At 36.1% G+C, this 14,457-nt stretch carries 15 protein-coding genes and 1 tRNA gene; 4 read left to right on the top strand and 12 right to left on the bottom strand.

What is annotated here, in order from left to right; all coding sequences use genetic code 11:
- The first annotated feature begins 22 nt into the window (after positions 1-22).
- The gene (locus ACLJX0_RS00895) at positions 23-532 is read left to right on the top strand and encodes a hypothetical protein (RefSeq protein ID WP_410877750.1); all 510 of its coding nucleotides are present in this window, start codon (positions 23-25) and stop codon (positions 530-532) included.
- Positions 533-567: 35 nt separating this feature from the next.
- On the opposite strand, the gene ACLJX0_RS00890 is transcribed toward ACLJX0_RS00895, so the two are convergent.
- Positions 568-1,476 carry an NAD(P)/FAD-dependent oxidoreductase gene (locus ACLJX0_RS00890; RefSeq protein WP_410877748.1) on the bottom strand — a complete coding sequence of 303 codons (909 nt, stop codon included), beginning with the start codon at positions 1,474-1,476 and terminating at the stop codon, positions 568-570.
- Positions 1,477-1,560: 84 nt separating this feature from the next.
- Here ACLJX0_RS00890 and ACLJX0_RS00885 point away from each other — a divergent pair, with 84 nt between their 5' ends.
- On the top strand, positions 1,561-1,941 hold the full coding sequence (locus tag ACLJX0_RS00885) for a Fur family transcriptional regulator (RefSeq protein ID WP_410877746.1): 381 nt from the start codon (positions 1,561-1,563) through the stop codon (positions 1,939-1,941).
- A gap of 23 nt (positions 1,942-1,964) precedes the next feature.
- On the opposite strand, the gene ACLJX0_RS00880 is transcribed toward ACLJX0_RS00885, so the two are convergent.
- The 4 genes from ACLJX0_RS00880 to ACLJX0_RS00865 form a co-directional block, all read right to left on the bottom strand.
- The gene (locus ACLJX0_RS00880; RefSeq protein WP_410877745.1) at positions 1,965-2,297 is read right to left on the bottom strand and encodes a gamma-glutamylcyclotransferase family protein; all 333 of its coding nucleotides are present in this window, start codon (positions 2,295-2,297) and stop codon (positions 1,965-1,967) included.
- 258 nt (positions 2,298-2,555) lie between these two features.
- Positions 2,556-3,263: a hypothetical protein gene (locus tag ACLJX0_RS00875; RefSeq protein ID WP_410877743.1), complete on the bottom strand. Its 708-nt coding sequence runs from the start codon at positions 3,261-3,263 to the stop codon at positions 2,556-2,558.
- Positions 3,264-3,273: 10 nt separating this feature from the next.
- Complete coding sequence (locus tag ACLJX0_RS00870; protein ID WP_410877741.1) at positions 3,274-4,029, bottom strand: hypothetical protein; 756 nt, start codon at positions 4,027-4,029, stop codon at positions 3,274-3,276.
- Positions 4,030-4,572: 543 nt separating this feature from the next.
- Positions 4,573-5,202 (bottom strand): DUF6266 family protein, encoded by a 630-nt coding sequence (locus ACLJX0_RS00865; RefSeq protein WP_410877739.1) that lies wholly within the window; start codon positions 5,200-5,202, stop codon positions 4,573-4,575.
- Positions 5,203-6,246: 1,044 nt separating this feature from the next.
- Between ACLJX0_RS00865 and ACLJX0_RS00860 the strand changes: the two genes are divergently transcribed.
- Positions 6,247-6,714, top strand: a complete 468-nt coding sequence (locus tag ACLJX0_RS00860; RefSeq protein ID WP_410877737.1) for a hypothetical protein — start codon at positions 6,247-6,249, stop codon at positions 6,712-6,714.
- Between the two features lie 296 nt (positions 6,715-7,010).
- Here ACLJX0_RS00860 and ACLJX0_RS00855 read toward each other — a convergent pair whose 3' ends face one another.
- The 7 genes from ACLJX0_RS00855 to folE form a co-directional block, all read right to left on the bottom strand.
- Positions 7,011-8,255 carry an MFS transporter gene (locus tag ACLJX0_RS00855; RefSeq protein WP_410877736.1) on the bottom strand — a complete coding sequence of 415 codons (1,245 nt, stop codon included), beginning with the start codon at positions 8,253-8,255 and terminating at the stop codon, positions 7,011-7,013.
- 164 nt (positions 8,256-8,419) lie between these two features.
- Positions 8,420-9,085, bottom strand: coding sequence for an ArsR/SmtB family transcription factor (locus ACLJX0_RS00850; protein ID WP_410877734.1), 666 nt, complete (start codon positions 9,083-9,085; stop codon positions 8,420-8,422).
- An 855-nt stretch (positions 9,086-9,940) separates the two neighbouring features.
- Positions 9,941-10,025: transfer RNA gene (locus ACLJX0_RS00845), tRNA-Ser, on the bottom strand.
- Positions 10,026-10,218: 193 nt separating this feature from the next.
- Positions 10,219-11,127, bottom strand: coding sequence for a prolipoprotein diacylglyceryl transferase (lgt, locus tag ACLJX0_RS00840; protein ID WP_410877733.1), 909 nt, complete (start codon positions 11,125-11,127; stop codon positions 10,219-10,221).
- A 95-nt stretch (positions 11,128-11,222) separates the two neighbouring features.
- Positions 11,223-11,447, bottom strand: coding sequence for a membrane protein insertion efficiency factor YidD (gene yidD, locus ACLJX0_RS00835; protein WP_410877732.1), 225 nt, complete (start codon positions 11,445-11,447; stop codon positions 11,223-11,225).
- 53 nt (positions 11,448-11,500) lie between these two features.
- The gene (gene cysS / locus ACLJX0_RS00830; RefSeq protein ID WP_410877731.1) at positions 11,501-12,979 is read right to left on the bottom strand and encodes a cysteine--tRNA ligase; all 1,479 of its coding nucleotides are present in this window, start codon (positions 12,977-12,979) and stop codon (positions 11,501-11,503) included.
- 26 nt (positions 12,980-13,005) lie between these two features.
- A complete protein-coding gene (gene folE, locus ACLJX0_RS00825; protein ID WP_002985547.1) occupies positions 13,006-13,677 on the bottom strand; it encodes a GTP cyclohydrolase I FolE in 672 nt (223 codons plus the stop codon).
- A 357-nt stretch (positions 13,678-14,034) separates the two neighbouring features.
- Here folE and ACLJX0_RS00820 point away from each other — a divergent pair, with 357 nt between their 5' ends.
- A complete protein-coding gene (locus ACLJX0_RS00820; protein WP_410877729.1) occupies positions 14,035-14,439 on the top strand; it encodes a DUF4377 domain-containing protein in 405 nt (134 codons plus the stop codon).
- The last annotated feature ends 18 nt before the right edge of the window (positions 14,440-14,457 follow it).

The raw sequence follows: 14,457 nt of genomic DNA, 5'->3' as shown, positions 1-14,457 counted from the left end.
ACCGATTAAAAACCAAGATACTATGCGTTATATACTTTTTCTACTATGCAGCTTGTTTACACTAACGGCTTGCCAACACGACAAGGACGATGAAAAATGGGAAAATCGAACTGTATTTTGGAGTCCTAATTTTATTCTGTTAAATGAAAAGGGAGAAAATCTTTTTGAAAAATCCATTTATAAAGAAGATCAATTGAGCTTAATTGTAACGAATGAACAAGGAGAACCTTTACTCGATTTCAAAGGAAATCGCATTGCAGATATAGAGGGAACAGCTTTAGTTTTAGCCGTTATCCGCAACCCATCAGGACGAGCGATTGGAGTGAAATTAGGTATGGGGTATACTTATCTAAAGGAAGGCAATACCGTGACGTCTTATTACAAATTTAAATATGACAGCGATGCCTATGATACAATTAAAGTAATCGCGGATGCTCCGAATAACGATTTTGTAATCAAAGAAATTTACTACAATAATACACACTATAGTATACCTCCTAGTTCAATTGAAATAATAAAACAGGAGGAATAAAAAAACCGCGACGTAATTGTTGCGGTTTTTATTTTTTAAAAGCATTCCTCTGTCAGTTCTTTGACCACCATAGCTCCTGCCATAGCTCCAGTGGCTACTGCAGCCGATACCGATCGAAACATATTGGTATTATCGCCACAGGCGTAAATACCTGGAACCGTTGTCTTTTGAAAAGCATCCACTTGGAGGTATCCCGTTTCGGTTAACGCACAACCTAACTCCATCGGAATCGAACAAGACTGCTCAAAGGCTACAGCGGCATACATCGCTTGTACCGCTAATGCTTCTCCCTCTTGAAATACCACAGCTTCTATATTCCCTTGCTCCTGCTTGATTGCTTTAATTGATCTTTCGATCACCTCAATCTTATTTTGCGCTAATTTCCGTTGTTGTTCCGACGTAAAATCAGCCTTCCCATTCGTTAAAATAACAATATCCTTACTCAGATTACGAACCAAGGCAGCGAGGTGAACGGCCTTATCTGAATTTGCCAAAATAGCCGTTTTTTGGCCTTTATACTCATAACCATGACAGAATGGACAATGAATAACCGATATGCCCCAACAAGCCGCTATACCCTTAATATCAGGCATAATATCTTTAACTCCTGTAGCAAAGATTAACTTCTTACTTTTAAAAACATCATTTGAATCTGTTTTAATTTCAAAGCCAGTTGTTACCTCTTTACCTGATACTGCTAAGCCTTGGTAAAATGCTACAGTCTTATAAGCTAAAACTTGATCTTTTGCTTTTGTTGATATTTCAAAAGGCGTTTGCCCATCTTGGGTGAGAAAGTTATGTGAGTGCGGGGTTTGTCTATTACAAGGCAATCCACTGTCGAGGATTAAAACAGATTTTGTCAAACGCCCTAAGGCCATTGCCGCCGAAAGTCCTGCATAACTTCCACCAACAATAATTACATCGTATTGCTTTTTATGTATCATGGTCTTTTTTTATTAACGCAACTAAGTTGCAATAATACTACTTATATTTGTAATTGCAACACTGTTGCATTATTATTTTTATCCATGAAACAAACGAGAAATACACAAGCCAAAACAGAAATATTCAAATTATTAGAACAAGCTGAAGTTGCCCTATCCCCTGCTGAAATACTAGACACACTGCAAGGACTCTGTGACCGAGTGACGATTTATCGCGTATTGGATCGCTTAACAGAAGAAGGAGCTATTCACAAAATAGCAACGGTAGAAGGTGTAATAAAATACGCCATTTGCCAGCAGTGCACCATTGAAAAACACCACCACAACCACATTCACTTCACTTGTGAGCGTTGTCAAAATACGACGTGTATGACGGACATCGAGCCTTCTTTTACTTTACCTAAAAACTATAAAGTAAAAGCCGTTAATTTTACTGTTTCGGGTATTTGTCCAGAGTGTGGTTAACTAGCGCCTTCCTACCAATATCCTTATTTTTCGATGTAGATAAACCCTTCTTTCCCTGATAAAAACGATGTTTTGATCCGTGTATAGCTATCCACTTCGTAAGCATCCGCTTCTTTCAATTCGTCATCGGTAAGGGCTAGAAGTACACCTTCCACCCTATCGTTCGGGTCTTCACTAGGCGAAAGAATCGGATGAAACTGTTGCCCTGATTTTCGTAACACTTCCGCATCAAAAATCTCGATGTAGTCTACTTTATACCCGAGTAGTACATCTTTCTCCCCTTGTAAGATTCTACCGAAAGTTTCCAATTGAACGTTTTCTTGCTGTAACGTTCCGTATGAGAATAATAAATTCATAACTAGGTGCTAAAATTAGTTGATTTTTTTATTGCTGTATTTTATCTTTTTCAGTGGGAATGCACACCGTCTTTGGACGCTAATTTACAACTAAAAGGAACGAAGCAGTTGTGTTGGTTTTATTTTTATTGCTTTGTTAAATGTCGAGAATTAAAACCAAGAGTTCAATGGGCAAAAGGTCATTTGATTAAAATAAATAATTGAAAAAACCCCGTCTAAAAAGACAGGGTTTAATTTTTAAGGCTTTTAAATAATCTCTTATTCTTTTAAAATATTTTGTTTTAGTTTTTGCATATGGCTTATAAAACGAATGGTGAACCCAATAGTCAAAATAAAAATGAGTATTTGTACAACATAATCTCTAGAAGGAATCATCAGAAGAATAAAAATAAAAATACCAATAGATGCCCACATCCGAGCGTTATAATCTCCTAATACAATTTTCTTTTTTTCTAAGATAATTGTGAGCAAAGATAAAATTGTCCCTCCACCTAATAAAAATAAGAGTTCTCTCCATTCTGTTTCACTGTAAATAGAATAGACCAGACTAATAATACCGATCATTAAACCAAGAGCTACTGTTGGTTGATCTAAACTAGTTTTATTTATCCAGTTTTGATTATTGAAATAAATGGAGCTACTAGTTGTATTTTCAAATTCAGTTTGTGATACAATTTTTCCTTGAATACAGTTAACTTTCAACGTTTTTAAATAAGGCTGAATGATTCCTTTTCCTATATCCATAAATAAGACGATATAGACTTCTTTTTCATGATCTGGTATAGAAATTGAATTTTTAAAATAATCAAGTTTCCAATGTATTGATGTTGTAGAATCGTTTACTTGTATTTGTTGAGAGTCACCATGCATTAAAGTTGTCACAAGGTTATTTTCACAATAGACCTTTAGAAACCTTGAATGATACCAGTTTTTTGGAAATAAAAGTTTGATATATAGTGTCTTCATACAATAAAATTTAACGAGATGCTAAAAACGAACTCACAGCTGCACCACCAACCAGTACAGCTAAACCCCCCCATCCACCAAAGGCAGCACCTGCGGCAACAGCTCCACTTTGAATCATTAATAAGGCTCCTGCAGTATCAGCTCCAGCTATATGAGCATAACGAATTTTACTAATTCGCAACTCATCTGAATGCCAATAATCATTTGAATGCATAGCAATAGAAACAGAATGAAGTAGCTGTTCTCTATAAAAAGGAATTATTCTTTCATTTCTACTTATTTCAGTGGCTATAAGCTTTAAAGAAGTAGAAAGCTCCTCAGTTCCTTCATTCAGAAGAGTTGCATCTAAAATTCTTAAAGAATAACCTTTGACACTTTCAGGAACAAGTGCATGATTATACCCTGATAAAAACACATTTAAATCTTGATTTTCATCAGTCATTCGAATTAAAGTATTTATATTTTCTTTTACCCCTGATACTTTAACTAATACATCCGAAAATGAATTCGAATTCGCTCCTTTACTAAGGAAGTAGTTATCAATAATTTCAATCATTTGTGGTGTTAGTTCTTTAGTAGACGGATCAATTACTAAACGACCTTCTTGTTCCTCTTTTTCAAGAATTTCTACTAAATCATTATGCATTTTACCAGCAGATTCATTGACTTCTAATATATCTTTTGAAAAAGATTCTTTTTTGCTATCATCGTTTGAACAACTCAGTGATAAAGCAGAAACAAACATTAAAAACATAAATTTTCTCATAATTAACATAAATTAAATGATTAATAATATCTTAAATATACTATTATTCTATAAATTTAAAAAATAATATCAATTTTTTTTACAAAAACATACAAATATCACAATTTTCAAACAACCATAGAATCAAGCCATACTATTCAGTAACAACCAATAAATACATTAACCTATCTTATCGTCAACGTCCAGAATTAAAAGCAATAGCCGCACGGGCAAATGGTCAATTACCCGCTATTCTTTAGCTGATTTTTCCTTCAAAAAGAAATAGAAAACAAAAACGAACGGCTTCCTAGTAGTTTTTTAACCCGCCACAAGAGCAAGTCGTTTTGAATTGAATCTCAATTTCGAGTGCCTCAAAATCTAACTTGCGATTAGCTTTTCGGTCACTTTTTCAACCTAGTCTCACTATATTTTATACTATGAATACAGTTTATATCCCTATTGGTAAAACAGTAAAAGTAGCTTTACACTTTTAGGGCTTAAAAAAAGCATCGCCTGCTATTTCCTCCAATAGAAAGGGAAACTAGATGCGATGCCTTGTTTGTATTAAAATTCTCCTAAAAACACACTTGTACTACATTCTACCCGGTCAACATCAGTCAAGAAAACCCAAATACCGTAGCCCGTATCTTCAAAACTAGCCGGAAGTTGAACCTTACATTCACCCGCACCACGTGCTGCTACCTGCTCCAAAATAAACATAGATTGCGTTGCCTTTTGATAGATGACCACCGTAAGTACATCTGCTTTATTTACAGAACCAAAAACTAAATTTGCACTCCAAGTTATGGTAAGCTCTTTGTTTACAATCGTTACAGTATCCACAAAGATCGTTTGCAAAATTCCCTTGCTTATTACAACCTTACTCAAATTTACAACAAACCCTTCTTCTACTTGATTTACTGCTTCTTGAAGGTGATACCCTAAAGCTACATTTACATTAGACTTTAATTCTTGAGCCGAACCAAAATAGCGTTTAATTAAACCGTTTAATGGTCGTAAAAAATTGGACACTAATTTAAATTTTTGGCGGTGACTCAGCTGTCCAGCTGTTGGTTTTTTACTACTTTTTTTAGGTGCATTGCGAATGATACTTTGCCCCTTTACGTTTGATCCCACAAGTGTTCCTACTTTACCGCTAAAACCTCCTGTTAATCCATTATTCATTTTTCCCATAATTTTGCCTTTTACATGATTTGTACTTTTTTATGAGTCGCACCTAGTAGCTAGCTTTACTATGGCTCTCGATACAAAACTAAAAAAGCAGCGAAACAAGGACAATCCCCCCTTCCGCTCTCTTCCACTAAAAGGATAAAAAAAGAGTTTTTTTCCTTTCTTTTCCGAATTGTAAAATCATAAAACCCTGAATTTAAGCTTTTTAAAAAACAGCAATAGAGAGCATGTAAAGGGTTTGTAAGGGGATCGTTAATACCAACAAGGGTTTTAGGCCTTTTTACCAATCTTACCTCTTACAATCCCTTTACTATCTACCTATAATCTCACACTTTACCAATCTGTCAATCAACATTTGTTGTACTCGATGGCGCGGATTTGCAATCCGTGCCTTTATTCATATACACAGGCTACAAGTCCACACAATCAGGTTTAAATTCGTTCAATTTAACTAAAGCTATGAGTGCAAACTCGATGCGCGGATTTGCAATCCGTGCCTTTATTTATACATACAGGCTACAAGTCCACACAATCAGGTTTAACTTCGCTCAATTTAGCGCACGGATTACAAATCCGCGCGATTGGGTTTTAACTAAAGCTATGAGTACAAACTCGATGGCGCGGATTTGCAATCCGTGCCTTTATTTATACACACAGGCTACAAGTCCACACAATCAGGTTTAAATTCGTTCAATTTAGCGCACGGATTACAAATCCGCGCGATCGGGTCTTGCAGATCTTCTTTGATTTTCACTGCAACTGCTATATTATATGGTAGAATGAATGCGCTGTTGTTCTAGCATTTGACATGATTGTATCTTCACTAGGGAATTAAGCAGACTAAGATACTCGATGTACAAGACATTTATATTTTTTTTACGATCCATTTAATCATAAAACTAATTCGAGGCGTTCATTCATTCAGGTCTTAGCTTGAGAAAATGTAAAAAGGTAGGCTAAAATAAAACGTATGATTCACAATTAAAATCTTATCTTTATTTACTCTATAAAAGAGTGGATGTATACAGTAAATCACGAACAAATACGATGGAAACGATAACCTCTAAATTTAGAAATCTATATCTTGTAAAACTAATTTTCGGCTATTTAGCTGCTATTTTTTGTATAGCGATATGCCTTAAATTCTGCAATGGAAACTACTATCCCTACAAAGAAAAAACAGCGCAATTTTTTATTGGTGTGATTCTTTTATTTGTACTCGCTGGAACCTTCGACTTTTTAAAAATCACAAAAATAATCGCCCGAAATGATAGCATAGAAATTCAGTATTTCTTAGGGCTGAGAAAAAAAATTGTAAAGTATCACGAAATTGTTAGAATTAACCGACATAAGACCTTCTTACAAGGAAAAGCGGGTCAAATAAGTGATGGGTATCATCTCAGTGAATTTGTTTTAGTGGATAAAAACTCGTTTATTCTATCGCCAGATAAATTTGGAAATTATAGTCAGTTAGTATTTTACATTACAAAAAACCTGAATCGAATCCATCAGTAATGCATGAAGAGGAGATTTAGTTTTAACTCCATAAATAAAACACTAAAAAACATAAAGTAAGAATCCTTTAGCCTAAACAACTTTACCTATATGCAACTCTTTGCTGCAAGTGAGTATTCATTTAAGCAGCTATTATCGTTTACAACTCTGCAATTATCAAAGCTTTTTTCTAGTTTTACTACTGTTGATATTAAGCGGCATAAGGCGTTGATGTGGTACTTTTTACAAGTACCACTAGCAAAGCGAGTAAAAAATATTTCATTCGCATTAAATCCTATGTACCATTCTGATTATTCCTATTTCTTCAAAGTCTCCTTCATCCTAATCCAAACTACGATACCAGATAGTAGCGTGATAATTCCCGCAAGATGAACGGCCCATATCAAGCCAAAATAGTTTCCAACAATTCCAGCCATTAATGCTCCTACTGCATATCCCATATCACGCCAAAATCGATAAACCCCTAGAGAAGAAGCTCTCCAAGTTGGATGTGCAGCATCACTCACTGCTGCTAATAAAGCAGGGTAAACCATGGCTGTACCAATACCTAATAATATAGAGCCGATCAAACCTGCTGTCAAAGGATCAAATAGTTCTAAACCAATAACGATATGCCCTAGTACTTGAACAAACATTCCCCAAACAATGAGCGGTTTTCTTCCCCACTTATCAGTTAAAGGACCTGTTGCAATTTGCCCCACCCCCCATACAACAGGATAAACGGCCTTAATCCACCCAACTCCTTCCAATCCTACTCCCATTGACATAAAAAGTAGAGGAAACACGCCCCAAGACATTCCATCATTCAAATTGTTGATTAGCCCAGCCTGAGAAATTGAAAATAGATTTTTATTTTTAAAGGATGTTTCCTTAAAAACCCACCACAAATTAGGCTGGTGTGATTCTTCACCTGAATTGGTTTGTTTTATTAATGAAGCTTCTAATTGAGCATATTTTCGAGTATCTCTAACAACAAAAATGGAAAGTAACAACCCTATAATAGTATAAGCTATTCCTAAATAAAAGGGTTCTGGGCGTAACCCATAACGAGAGGCAATAAAGCCAGTTACCAAAGCGGTGAACCCTACTGCCCCATATCCTGCAGCCTCATTAAGTCCCATCGCCAACCCTCTACTTTTACTTCCCACAAGGTCAATTTTCATATTGACTGTCATAGACCAAGCCAATCCTTGGCTAACCCCCAATAAAATATTAGCAAATAAAATCCAATTCCATGAGGGACCATAGGCTAATAAAAACGGAACGGGTAAACCGATGAACCACCCCCAAATCAATACCTTTTTTCGTGTATACTTATCTGCTAAAACCCCAGAAATTAAATTAGTACATGCTTTTACTACTCCAAAGGCGATGATAAAAGAAAAAACAACAACATCCGATTGAATGTGGAACTCATCTGTTCCTACTAAAGGAACTACAGTTCGCTCTAATCCAACCATTCCCCCAACCATCATATTCACTAGAACCAATAAGGTAAATTGTTTCCAGTTTTCTTTTAAACCTAACTTTATATTTTCCATACTTTCTATACTTGGATACAAATATACATACTTTACCCAACTATTCAATAGATTTATTGAATAGATAGGCCGTCAATTACACACACTATTGATTGCTACTCACTTAAATAAAAAAGCGTTTCATTTTTTCATGAAACGCTTTATATTTTGTTATTAATATGTTTTTATAAGGAATCGATCGGTAATCCCTTTAATGCCCATTCAGGATATCCATCCTCTAATCTCACGGCCTGATATCCATTTTTTTGAAGCAGTGCGACAGCCTCATCTGCATAAACACAAAATGGGCCTCTACAATAGGCTACTACCCTTTTTTTAGTAGATAAATCGTGTAATGAATCAGGTAATTGATCAATAGGTTTTGATAAAGCTTTATAGATATGACCTCTCTCATATTCTTCTTCCGATCTTACATCAAGTAAAATAACTTCATCCTTGTCAATCAATCCTTTTAATGTCTCTGCATCAATTGCTCGCAAATCTGCACTTTGTCCATGGCGAAAGTCTTGTATGACTTTTTCTACTTCTGCATTGGAATTAATTCCTAATTCTCTCAAAGAAATCCAGGTATGATATACATTCTCACTACTAAGAGAATAGTTTACATAGTTGCCCTTCTTACTCATTTGTACTAATCTAGCGTTTTTTAAATGCTGTAAATGTTGTGAAGTATTTGCAATTGACTGCCCTATATAATTGGCAATCTGCTCAACTGTGAATGGTCCTTGTGCCACTAAATCAATAATCTCTAATCGAATGGGATTAGACATTGCCTTCGCAACCTTTGACAATTCTGTATATACTTTATCTTTAAACACTCTCTTATTCATTATTAATGGTGTAGCTAATAAAAACCTTGTAAATTTTAGTATACAAAGGTAATCAAACTATTCAACATTATAATTGAATAGAAATTTCTAAAGATCAATTACCAAAAACTACTTGATAATTTTCATTTTATCCGCATAACGAATAGGTGCCGTAGGGTTTTCTACAGGATATCCCAAAGCAACATTAATTGTTACTTCATAATCCTCTGGTATATTAATTAGATTTAAAAGATCTTTATTTTCAGGTAAATTCAATACTCGATGGCGCGGATTTGTAATCCGTGCCTTTATTTATACACACAGGCTACAAGTCCACACAATCAGGTTTAACTTCGTTCAATTTAGCTAAAGCTATGAATGCAATCTGTATCTATATCTATCCTTTAAATACAGCCTCAAGATTATTATTTAAATCTGAATAATTACATACCAATCTGAAATAGTAATTAGGTATTTACAACAACCTTTTCTTTTACAATTTAGCGCACGGATTACAAATCCGCGCGATCGGTGTTGAAAGGTGCGCATCGCTTGAATGTTTTTTTGTGCACCGAATCTATAACCTTTTTAGGTGCACTTTTGAACAAAATGCGATACCCCTAAAAAATAAAAAACCTATAATTCATTATGAATCATAGGTTTTGTACTTTTTTGTTTAGATAATTTTACCCATTTCCCATCTCTAAATAAAGGGATTAGATATCCCAGACAGGGGGATATAGACACAAAGAAAAACCAATACCTCATTGCATTCGGTCTTGTGCTTTTTTTATTTCCAAAAGGTACCCACAAAGCGAGCTTTGGGTACTTTTTGGAAATAAAAAAACCGATAACGAGTGTTATCGGTTTTCTTCGCGGAGAAAGAGGGATTCGAACCCCCGGACCTGTTACAGTCAACAGTTTTCAAGACTGCCGCAATCGACCACTCTGCCATTTCTCCAGTAGTCTGCTTTACTTCTGTATTGCGAGTGCAAATATAGCGCATTTACTGACTTTGACAAACAATCCAAGTACTATTTTTTACTCTTTTTTAGGGTGACTTACCTAAGTCTTTTAGAACAAAACAATTAGGTATAAAAAAAACTAGCATTTCTTTTGAAGAAATGCTAGTTGCTATCGATTTGCGCCATTGATTACGCATAAATTCTCTTTTTTGCTGTTGCCCATAAGTACACTCCTGCAATAATGAACGGAATACTCAACCATTGTCCGGTTGATAGTAATCCCAACGTAGATTCAAATCCACCTTGGCTCTCTTTCACGAATTCCACGATAAAACGCACCATCCACAGCAACACCAAGAATACCCCGAAGATATACCCTCCATATTTGCGAACGTCTGTTTTCCAATACATGAAATACAGAATTAAGAACACAATCACATAGCCAAAAGCTTCATACAATTGCGTAGGATGCTTCGGTAGAACCGCTGCTAACACTTCTGCAAATTGAGGGTTATTTTGAATCGCCTCATAAGCTGCATTGTGATTATTCAATCCCGTAATTTCCATTGCTTGACGAGGGCTATAGGTATCGCGAATAAAGCGAATTCCCATCGCATTTGTTGTTTCGTGTCCAACGATTTCTGAATTAAAGAAGTTCCCTAAACGAACGAAAATTCCTCCTAAGGTAACAGGAATCACCACGCGGTCTAAAATCCACAGAATAGGCTTCTGAATCACGTTTTTGCTGTAGAAATACATCGTTAGGATAATCCCAATCGCCGCACCGTGACTCGCTAAACCGCTAAATCCAACGATTTCGAATTTTGGTGAAAAGCGAACAGGTAAAATAATCTCGAGTAAATGATCTTTAAAGTAATCCCAATCGTAGAAGAATACGTGTCCCAAACGCGCACCAATTAACGTCGCCAATACCGTATAAATGAATAGCTTATCCAATTTATCTACACTTAATCCTTCGCGGTCGTATATTTTTTTCATTACGAACCAACCTAAACCAAAAGCCACTACGAACATCAAGCTGTAGTAACGCAATTGCATAAAACCTAAATCAAAACCTTCTGAAGGATTCCAAATCATACTCTTTTGAATTTGTTATATTAATACTGAGGCGTACTGCCGTTGTCAATACGTAAAAATAGAAAAATTATTTAACAATCAAGGGAGAAAATACACTAAGGTACGGGGTCATACCCTTTTCCGCCCCAGGGACCACAACTGCCAATTCGCTTGATGGCCAACCAACCACCTTTGAATAAGCCATGCTTTTTCAGCGCCTCAATCGTATAGTGTGAACAGGTCGGTGTATAGCGACAAGTCGGTGGAAAAAAGGGAGAAATGCCCCCTTGATAAAAGCGCACCAATAAAATAAAAGGTGCAATGAGTATTTTTCGCAACATAGGCTGTAGAGCTAAAAAAAAGCTATAAGAGAACTCCTATAGCTTTTTGTATATTATAAAGAGAAGGAAGTTCCTTCTTTGCCGTCTTTTAATTGAATATCTAACTTCGCTAGTTCATCTCGAATGTGATCTGACATCGCAAAATCTTTATTCGCTCTGGCTTCATTTCGCATTTGGATTAACATGCTTACCACGCCTTCTAACTTATCGTTATTAGCTGCCAAGGTATTGGTCGACTCTAGTCCCAATACATCAAATACAAAGGCATGTAGTAAAGACGTAAACAACATCAAATCTTCCGCGTTAATTTGCTCTTTTCCTTCTTTAATTACGTTGACTAAACGCACCCCTTCAAACAAATGAGAGATTAAAATCGGACTGTTGAAATCGTCATTCATTGCGTCGTAGCACTGTTGTCTCCACCCTTGAATATCAACAGTTGATTGGGCAGAAACAGGCAATTCACTGCTGTTTTTGATTGCTTCCATCAAGCGGTTGAATCCACGTTCAGAAGCTAAAATCGCCTCATCAGAAAAATCCAATACGCTACGATAATGGGCTTGTAACATAAAGAAGCGAACCACAGCTGGAGAAAACGCTTTACTCAAAAGAGCATTATCCCCAGAGAACAACTCATTGGGTAAAATGTTATTTCCGGTTGATTTGGCCATTTTCTTGCCGTTTAGTGTCAACATATTCGCGTGCATCCAGAAGTTTACAGGTGTATTCCCTGTACATGCTTCATTTTGCGCTATTTCACATTCGTGGTGAGGGAATTTCAAATCCATTCCTCCCCCGTGAATATCAAAGTGGTTACCCAAGTATTTCGTACTCATAGCCGTACATTCCAAATGCCATCCTGGGAATCCATCTCCCCATGGCGAAGGCCAACGCATAATATGCTGAGGCTCTGCATTTTTCCAAAGGGCAAAATCCAACGGATTGCGCTTGTCTGATTGACCGTCTAAATCTCTCGTATTCGACAATAAATCTTCAATCTTGCGTCCGCTTAAGATTCCATAGTGATGGTCTTTGTTGTACTTTTCTACATCAAAGTATACCGATCCGTTTACTTCATAGGCAAATCCATTGTCAATAATGCCTTGAATAATGGCAATTTGCTCAATGATATGCCCTGTAGCCGTTGGTTCAATACTCGGTGGCAAGTTGTTGAATTGCTTCAGGATATTGTGGAAATTCACCGTGTATTTTTGTACAATTTCCATCGGTTCGATTTGCTCCATACGCGCGCGTTTGGCAATCTTATCCTCTCCTTCATCCGCATCATCAACAATATGTCCCACATCGGTAATATTACGCACATAGCGCACTTGATACCCCAAGTGTTTCAAATAGCGGAATACCAAGTCAAAAGAAATAAAAGTTCGACAGTTTCCTAAATGCACATAGTTGTAAACCGTAGGTCCACAAACATACATCCCTACTTTTCCTTGGTGAATGGGTACGAAAACTTCTTTTTCTCCTGAAAGGGAGTTGTAAACTTTTACTTGTTGCTCTTGATATAATGCCATAGTTCTAGTGTATTAAAAAAGGTAAATTAGAATTGTGTATCTAATTTAATATAATCTAAGAATTCTTTTCTTACGCTTTCTTCTTTAAAGCGTCCTCCGAATTCAGCCGTTACTGTACTACTTTCGATGTCTTTGATTCCGCGTGAATTAACACATAAGTGTTTTGCATCCATCACACACGCCACATCTTCCGTGTTCAATACGCGCTTTAATTCATTGACAATCTGAATGGTCAAACGCTCTTGTACTTGTGGTCTTTTTGCATAAAAATCAACAATACGGTTCATTTTAGACAAACCAACAACCGTACCATTTGAAATATAAGCCACGTGTGCACGGCCAACGATAGGTAGTAAGTGGTGCTCACAAGTAGAATAAACTACGATGTTTTTTTCTACCAACATTTCGTTGTACTTGTATTTATTATCAAACGTAGAAGAACTTGGTTTTTTAGCTGGATTCAACCCACCAAAGATTTCCTTGACAAACATCTTAGCTACGCGATTCGGCGTCCCTTTTAAGCTATCATCAGTCAAATCTAACCCTAAGGTATTTAAAATATTCTCAACGTCCTTTTTAATCAATTCAATCTTTTCTTCATCTGTGCGATCAAACGCATCACTTCTTAATGGAGTCGCATCGCTTGAAGCAATGTGGTTATCTCCCATATCGTCATGAAATTTTTCGTCTAAACTCATTATCTAGATTTTAATACGGTTTTAGTTTTAAAATAAACGCAAATATAAGTAATAAAACTAACATTTTAGTAGGTTAAATACTTTAATTGATTCTCTATACAGGGCGTTAAATCCTTGGAAAAATAAACACTAATTGCTGTTTTTTTTTGTTCTTCGCTGTTTGTTCTTTGGCTTTTGATAAAACCATCGTTAGTAAGAGTAATTATCTTATAAAAACTGTGGTTTAACAAACCATGCACCCCTCACCCAACCACCCCCAACCTCACCAACCCCACCACCGCTCCCCTTCATTTTTAACAATTAAATCATATTTATACGAATAAAAATGCGTATTTTTACATTTAAAATTTAAATACTATGAAAAAAAGATTTTTAATTGCTAGTTTAGTAGGGATGTTTGCTTTTGTAAGTTGTCAAGAGAAGAAAGACACAAAAGAAGCAACGGTTGAAGAAGTAAGTGTTGAAGAAACAATGAATCAAACCGATACTCCTGAAACAAAAGAAGCCCAAGACATTGTAACCATGTATGTAGGTCCTAAAAAAGTGGATTGTACAGGTGTTGGATCAATGAAATGTCTACAAGTAAGAGAAACAGAGGATGGTGAATGGACGTTGTTCTACTCTTCGATTCAAGGATTTGAATATGAAGAAGGGTATAACTACAAGTTGGAAGTACGCAGAGAGGATGTTCCAAATCCACCAGCCGATGCTCCCTCCGTTCGCTATATCTTAGTCAAAGAAATTTCTAAAACGAAAGCATAAGGATAAAAAACAAAAGAG

Origin of the sequence: Myroides sp. DW712, from assembly GCF_046557355.1 — a bacterium.
In the GTDB taxonomy this organism is placed as follows: domain Bacteria; phylum Bacteroidota; class Bacteroidia; order Flavobacteriales; family Flavobacteriaceae; genus Flavobacterium.
Note: the sequence above shows the minus strand (reverse complement) of the source record. Positions and strands in the feature narration are given on the sequence as shown.

What these genes read in the sequence shown, in the direction of transcription:
- ACLJX0_RS00895 (WP_410877750.1), top strand. Translation starts at nt 23, where the DNA reads ATGCGTTATATACTTTTTCTACTATGCAGCTTGTTTACACTAACGGCT.
- ACLJX0_RS00890 (WP_410877748.1), bottom strand. Translation starts at nt 1,476, where the DNA reads ATGATACATAAAAAGCAATACGATGTAATTATTGTTGGTGGAAGTTAT.
- ACLJX0_RS00885 (WP_410877746.1), top strand. Translation starts at nt 1,561, where the DNA reads ATGAAACAAACGAGAAATACACAAGCCAAAACAGAAATATTCAAATTA.
- ACLJX0_RS00880 (WP_410877745.1), bottom strand. Translation starts at nt 2,297, where the DNA reads ATGAATTTATTATTCTCATACGGAACGTTACAGCAAGAAAACGTTCAA.
- ACLJX0_RS00875 (WP_410877743.1), bottom strand. Translation starts at nt 3,263, where the DNA reads ATGAAGACACTATATATCAAACTTTTATTTCCAAAAAACTGGTATCAT.
- ACLJX0_RS00870 (WP_410877741.1), bottom strand. Translation starts at nt 4,029, where the DNA reads ATGAGAAAATTTATGTTTTTAATGTTTGTTTCTGCTTTATCACTGAGT.
- ACLJX0_RS00865 (WP_410877739.1), bottom strand. Translation starts at nt 5,202, where the DNA reads ATGGGAAAAATGAATAATGGATTAACAGGAGGTTTTAGCGGTAAAGTA.
- ACLJX0_RS00860 (WP_410877737.1), top strand. Translation starts at nt 6,247, where the DNA reads ATGGAAACGATAACCTCTAAATTTAGAAATCTATATCTTGTAAAACTA.
- ACLJX0_RS00855 (WP_410877736.1), bottom strand. Translation starts at nt 8,255, where the DNA reads ATGGAAAATATAAAGTTAGGTTTAAAAGAAAACTGGAAACAATTTACC.
- ACLJX0_RS00850 (WP_410877734.1), bottom strand. Translation starts at nt 9,085, where the DNA reads ATGAATAAGAGAGTGTTTAAAGATAAAGTATATACAGAATTGTCAAAG.
- lgt (WP_410877733.1), bottom strand. Translation starts at nt 11,127, where the DNA reads ATGATTTGGAATCCTTCAGAAGGTTTTGATTTAGGTTTTATGCAATTG.
- yidD (WP_410877732.1), bottom strand. Translation starts at nt 11,447, where the DNA reads ATGTTGCGAAAAATACTCATTGCACCTTTTATTTTATTGGTGCGCTTT.
- cysS (WP_410877731.1), bottom strand. Translation starts at nt 12,979, where the DNA reads ATGGCATTATATCAAGAGCAACAAGTAAAAGTTTACAACTCCCTTTCA.
- folE (WP_002985547.1), bottom strand. Translation starts at nt 13,677, where the DNA reads ATGAGTTTAGACGAAAAATTTCATGACGATATGGGAGATAACCACATT.
- ACLJX0_RS00820 (WP_410877729.1), top strand. Translation starts at nt 14,035, where the DNA reads ATGAAAAAAAGATTTTTAATTGCTAGTTTAGTAGGGATGTTTGCTTTT.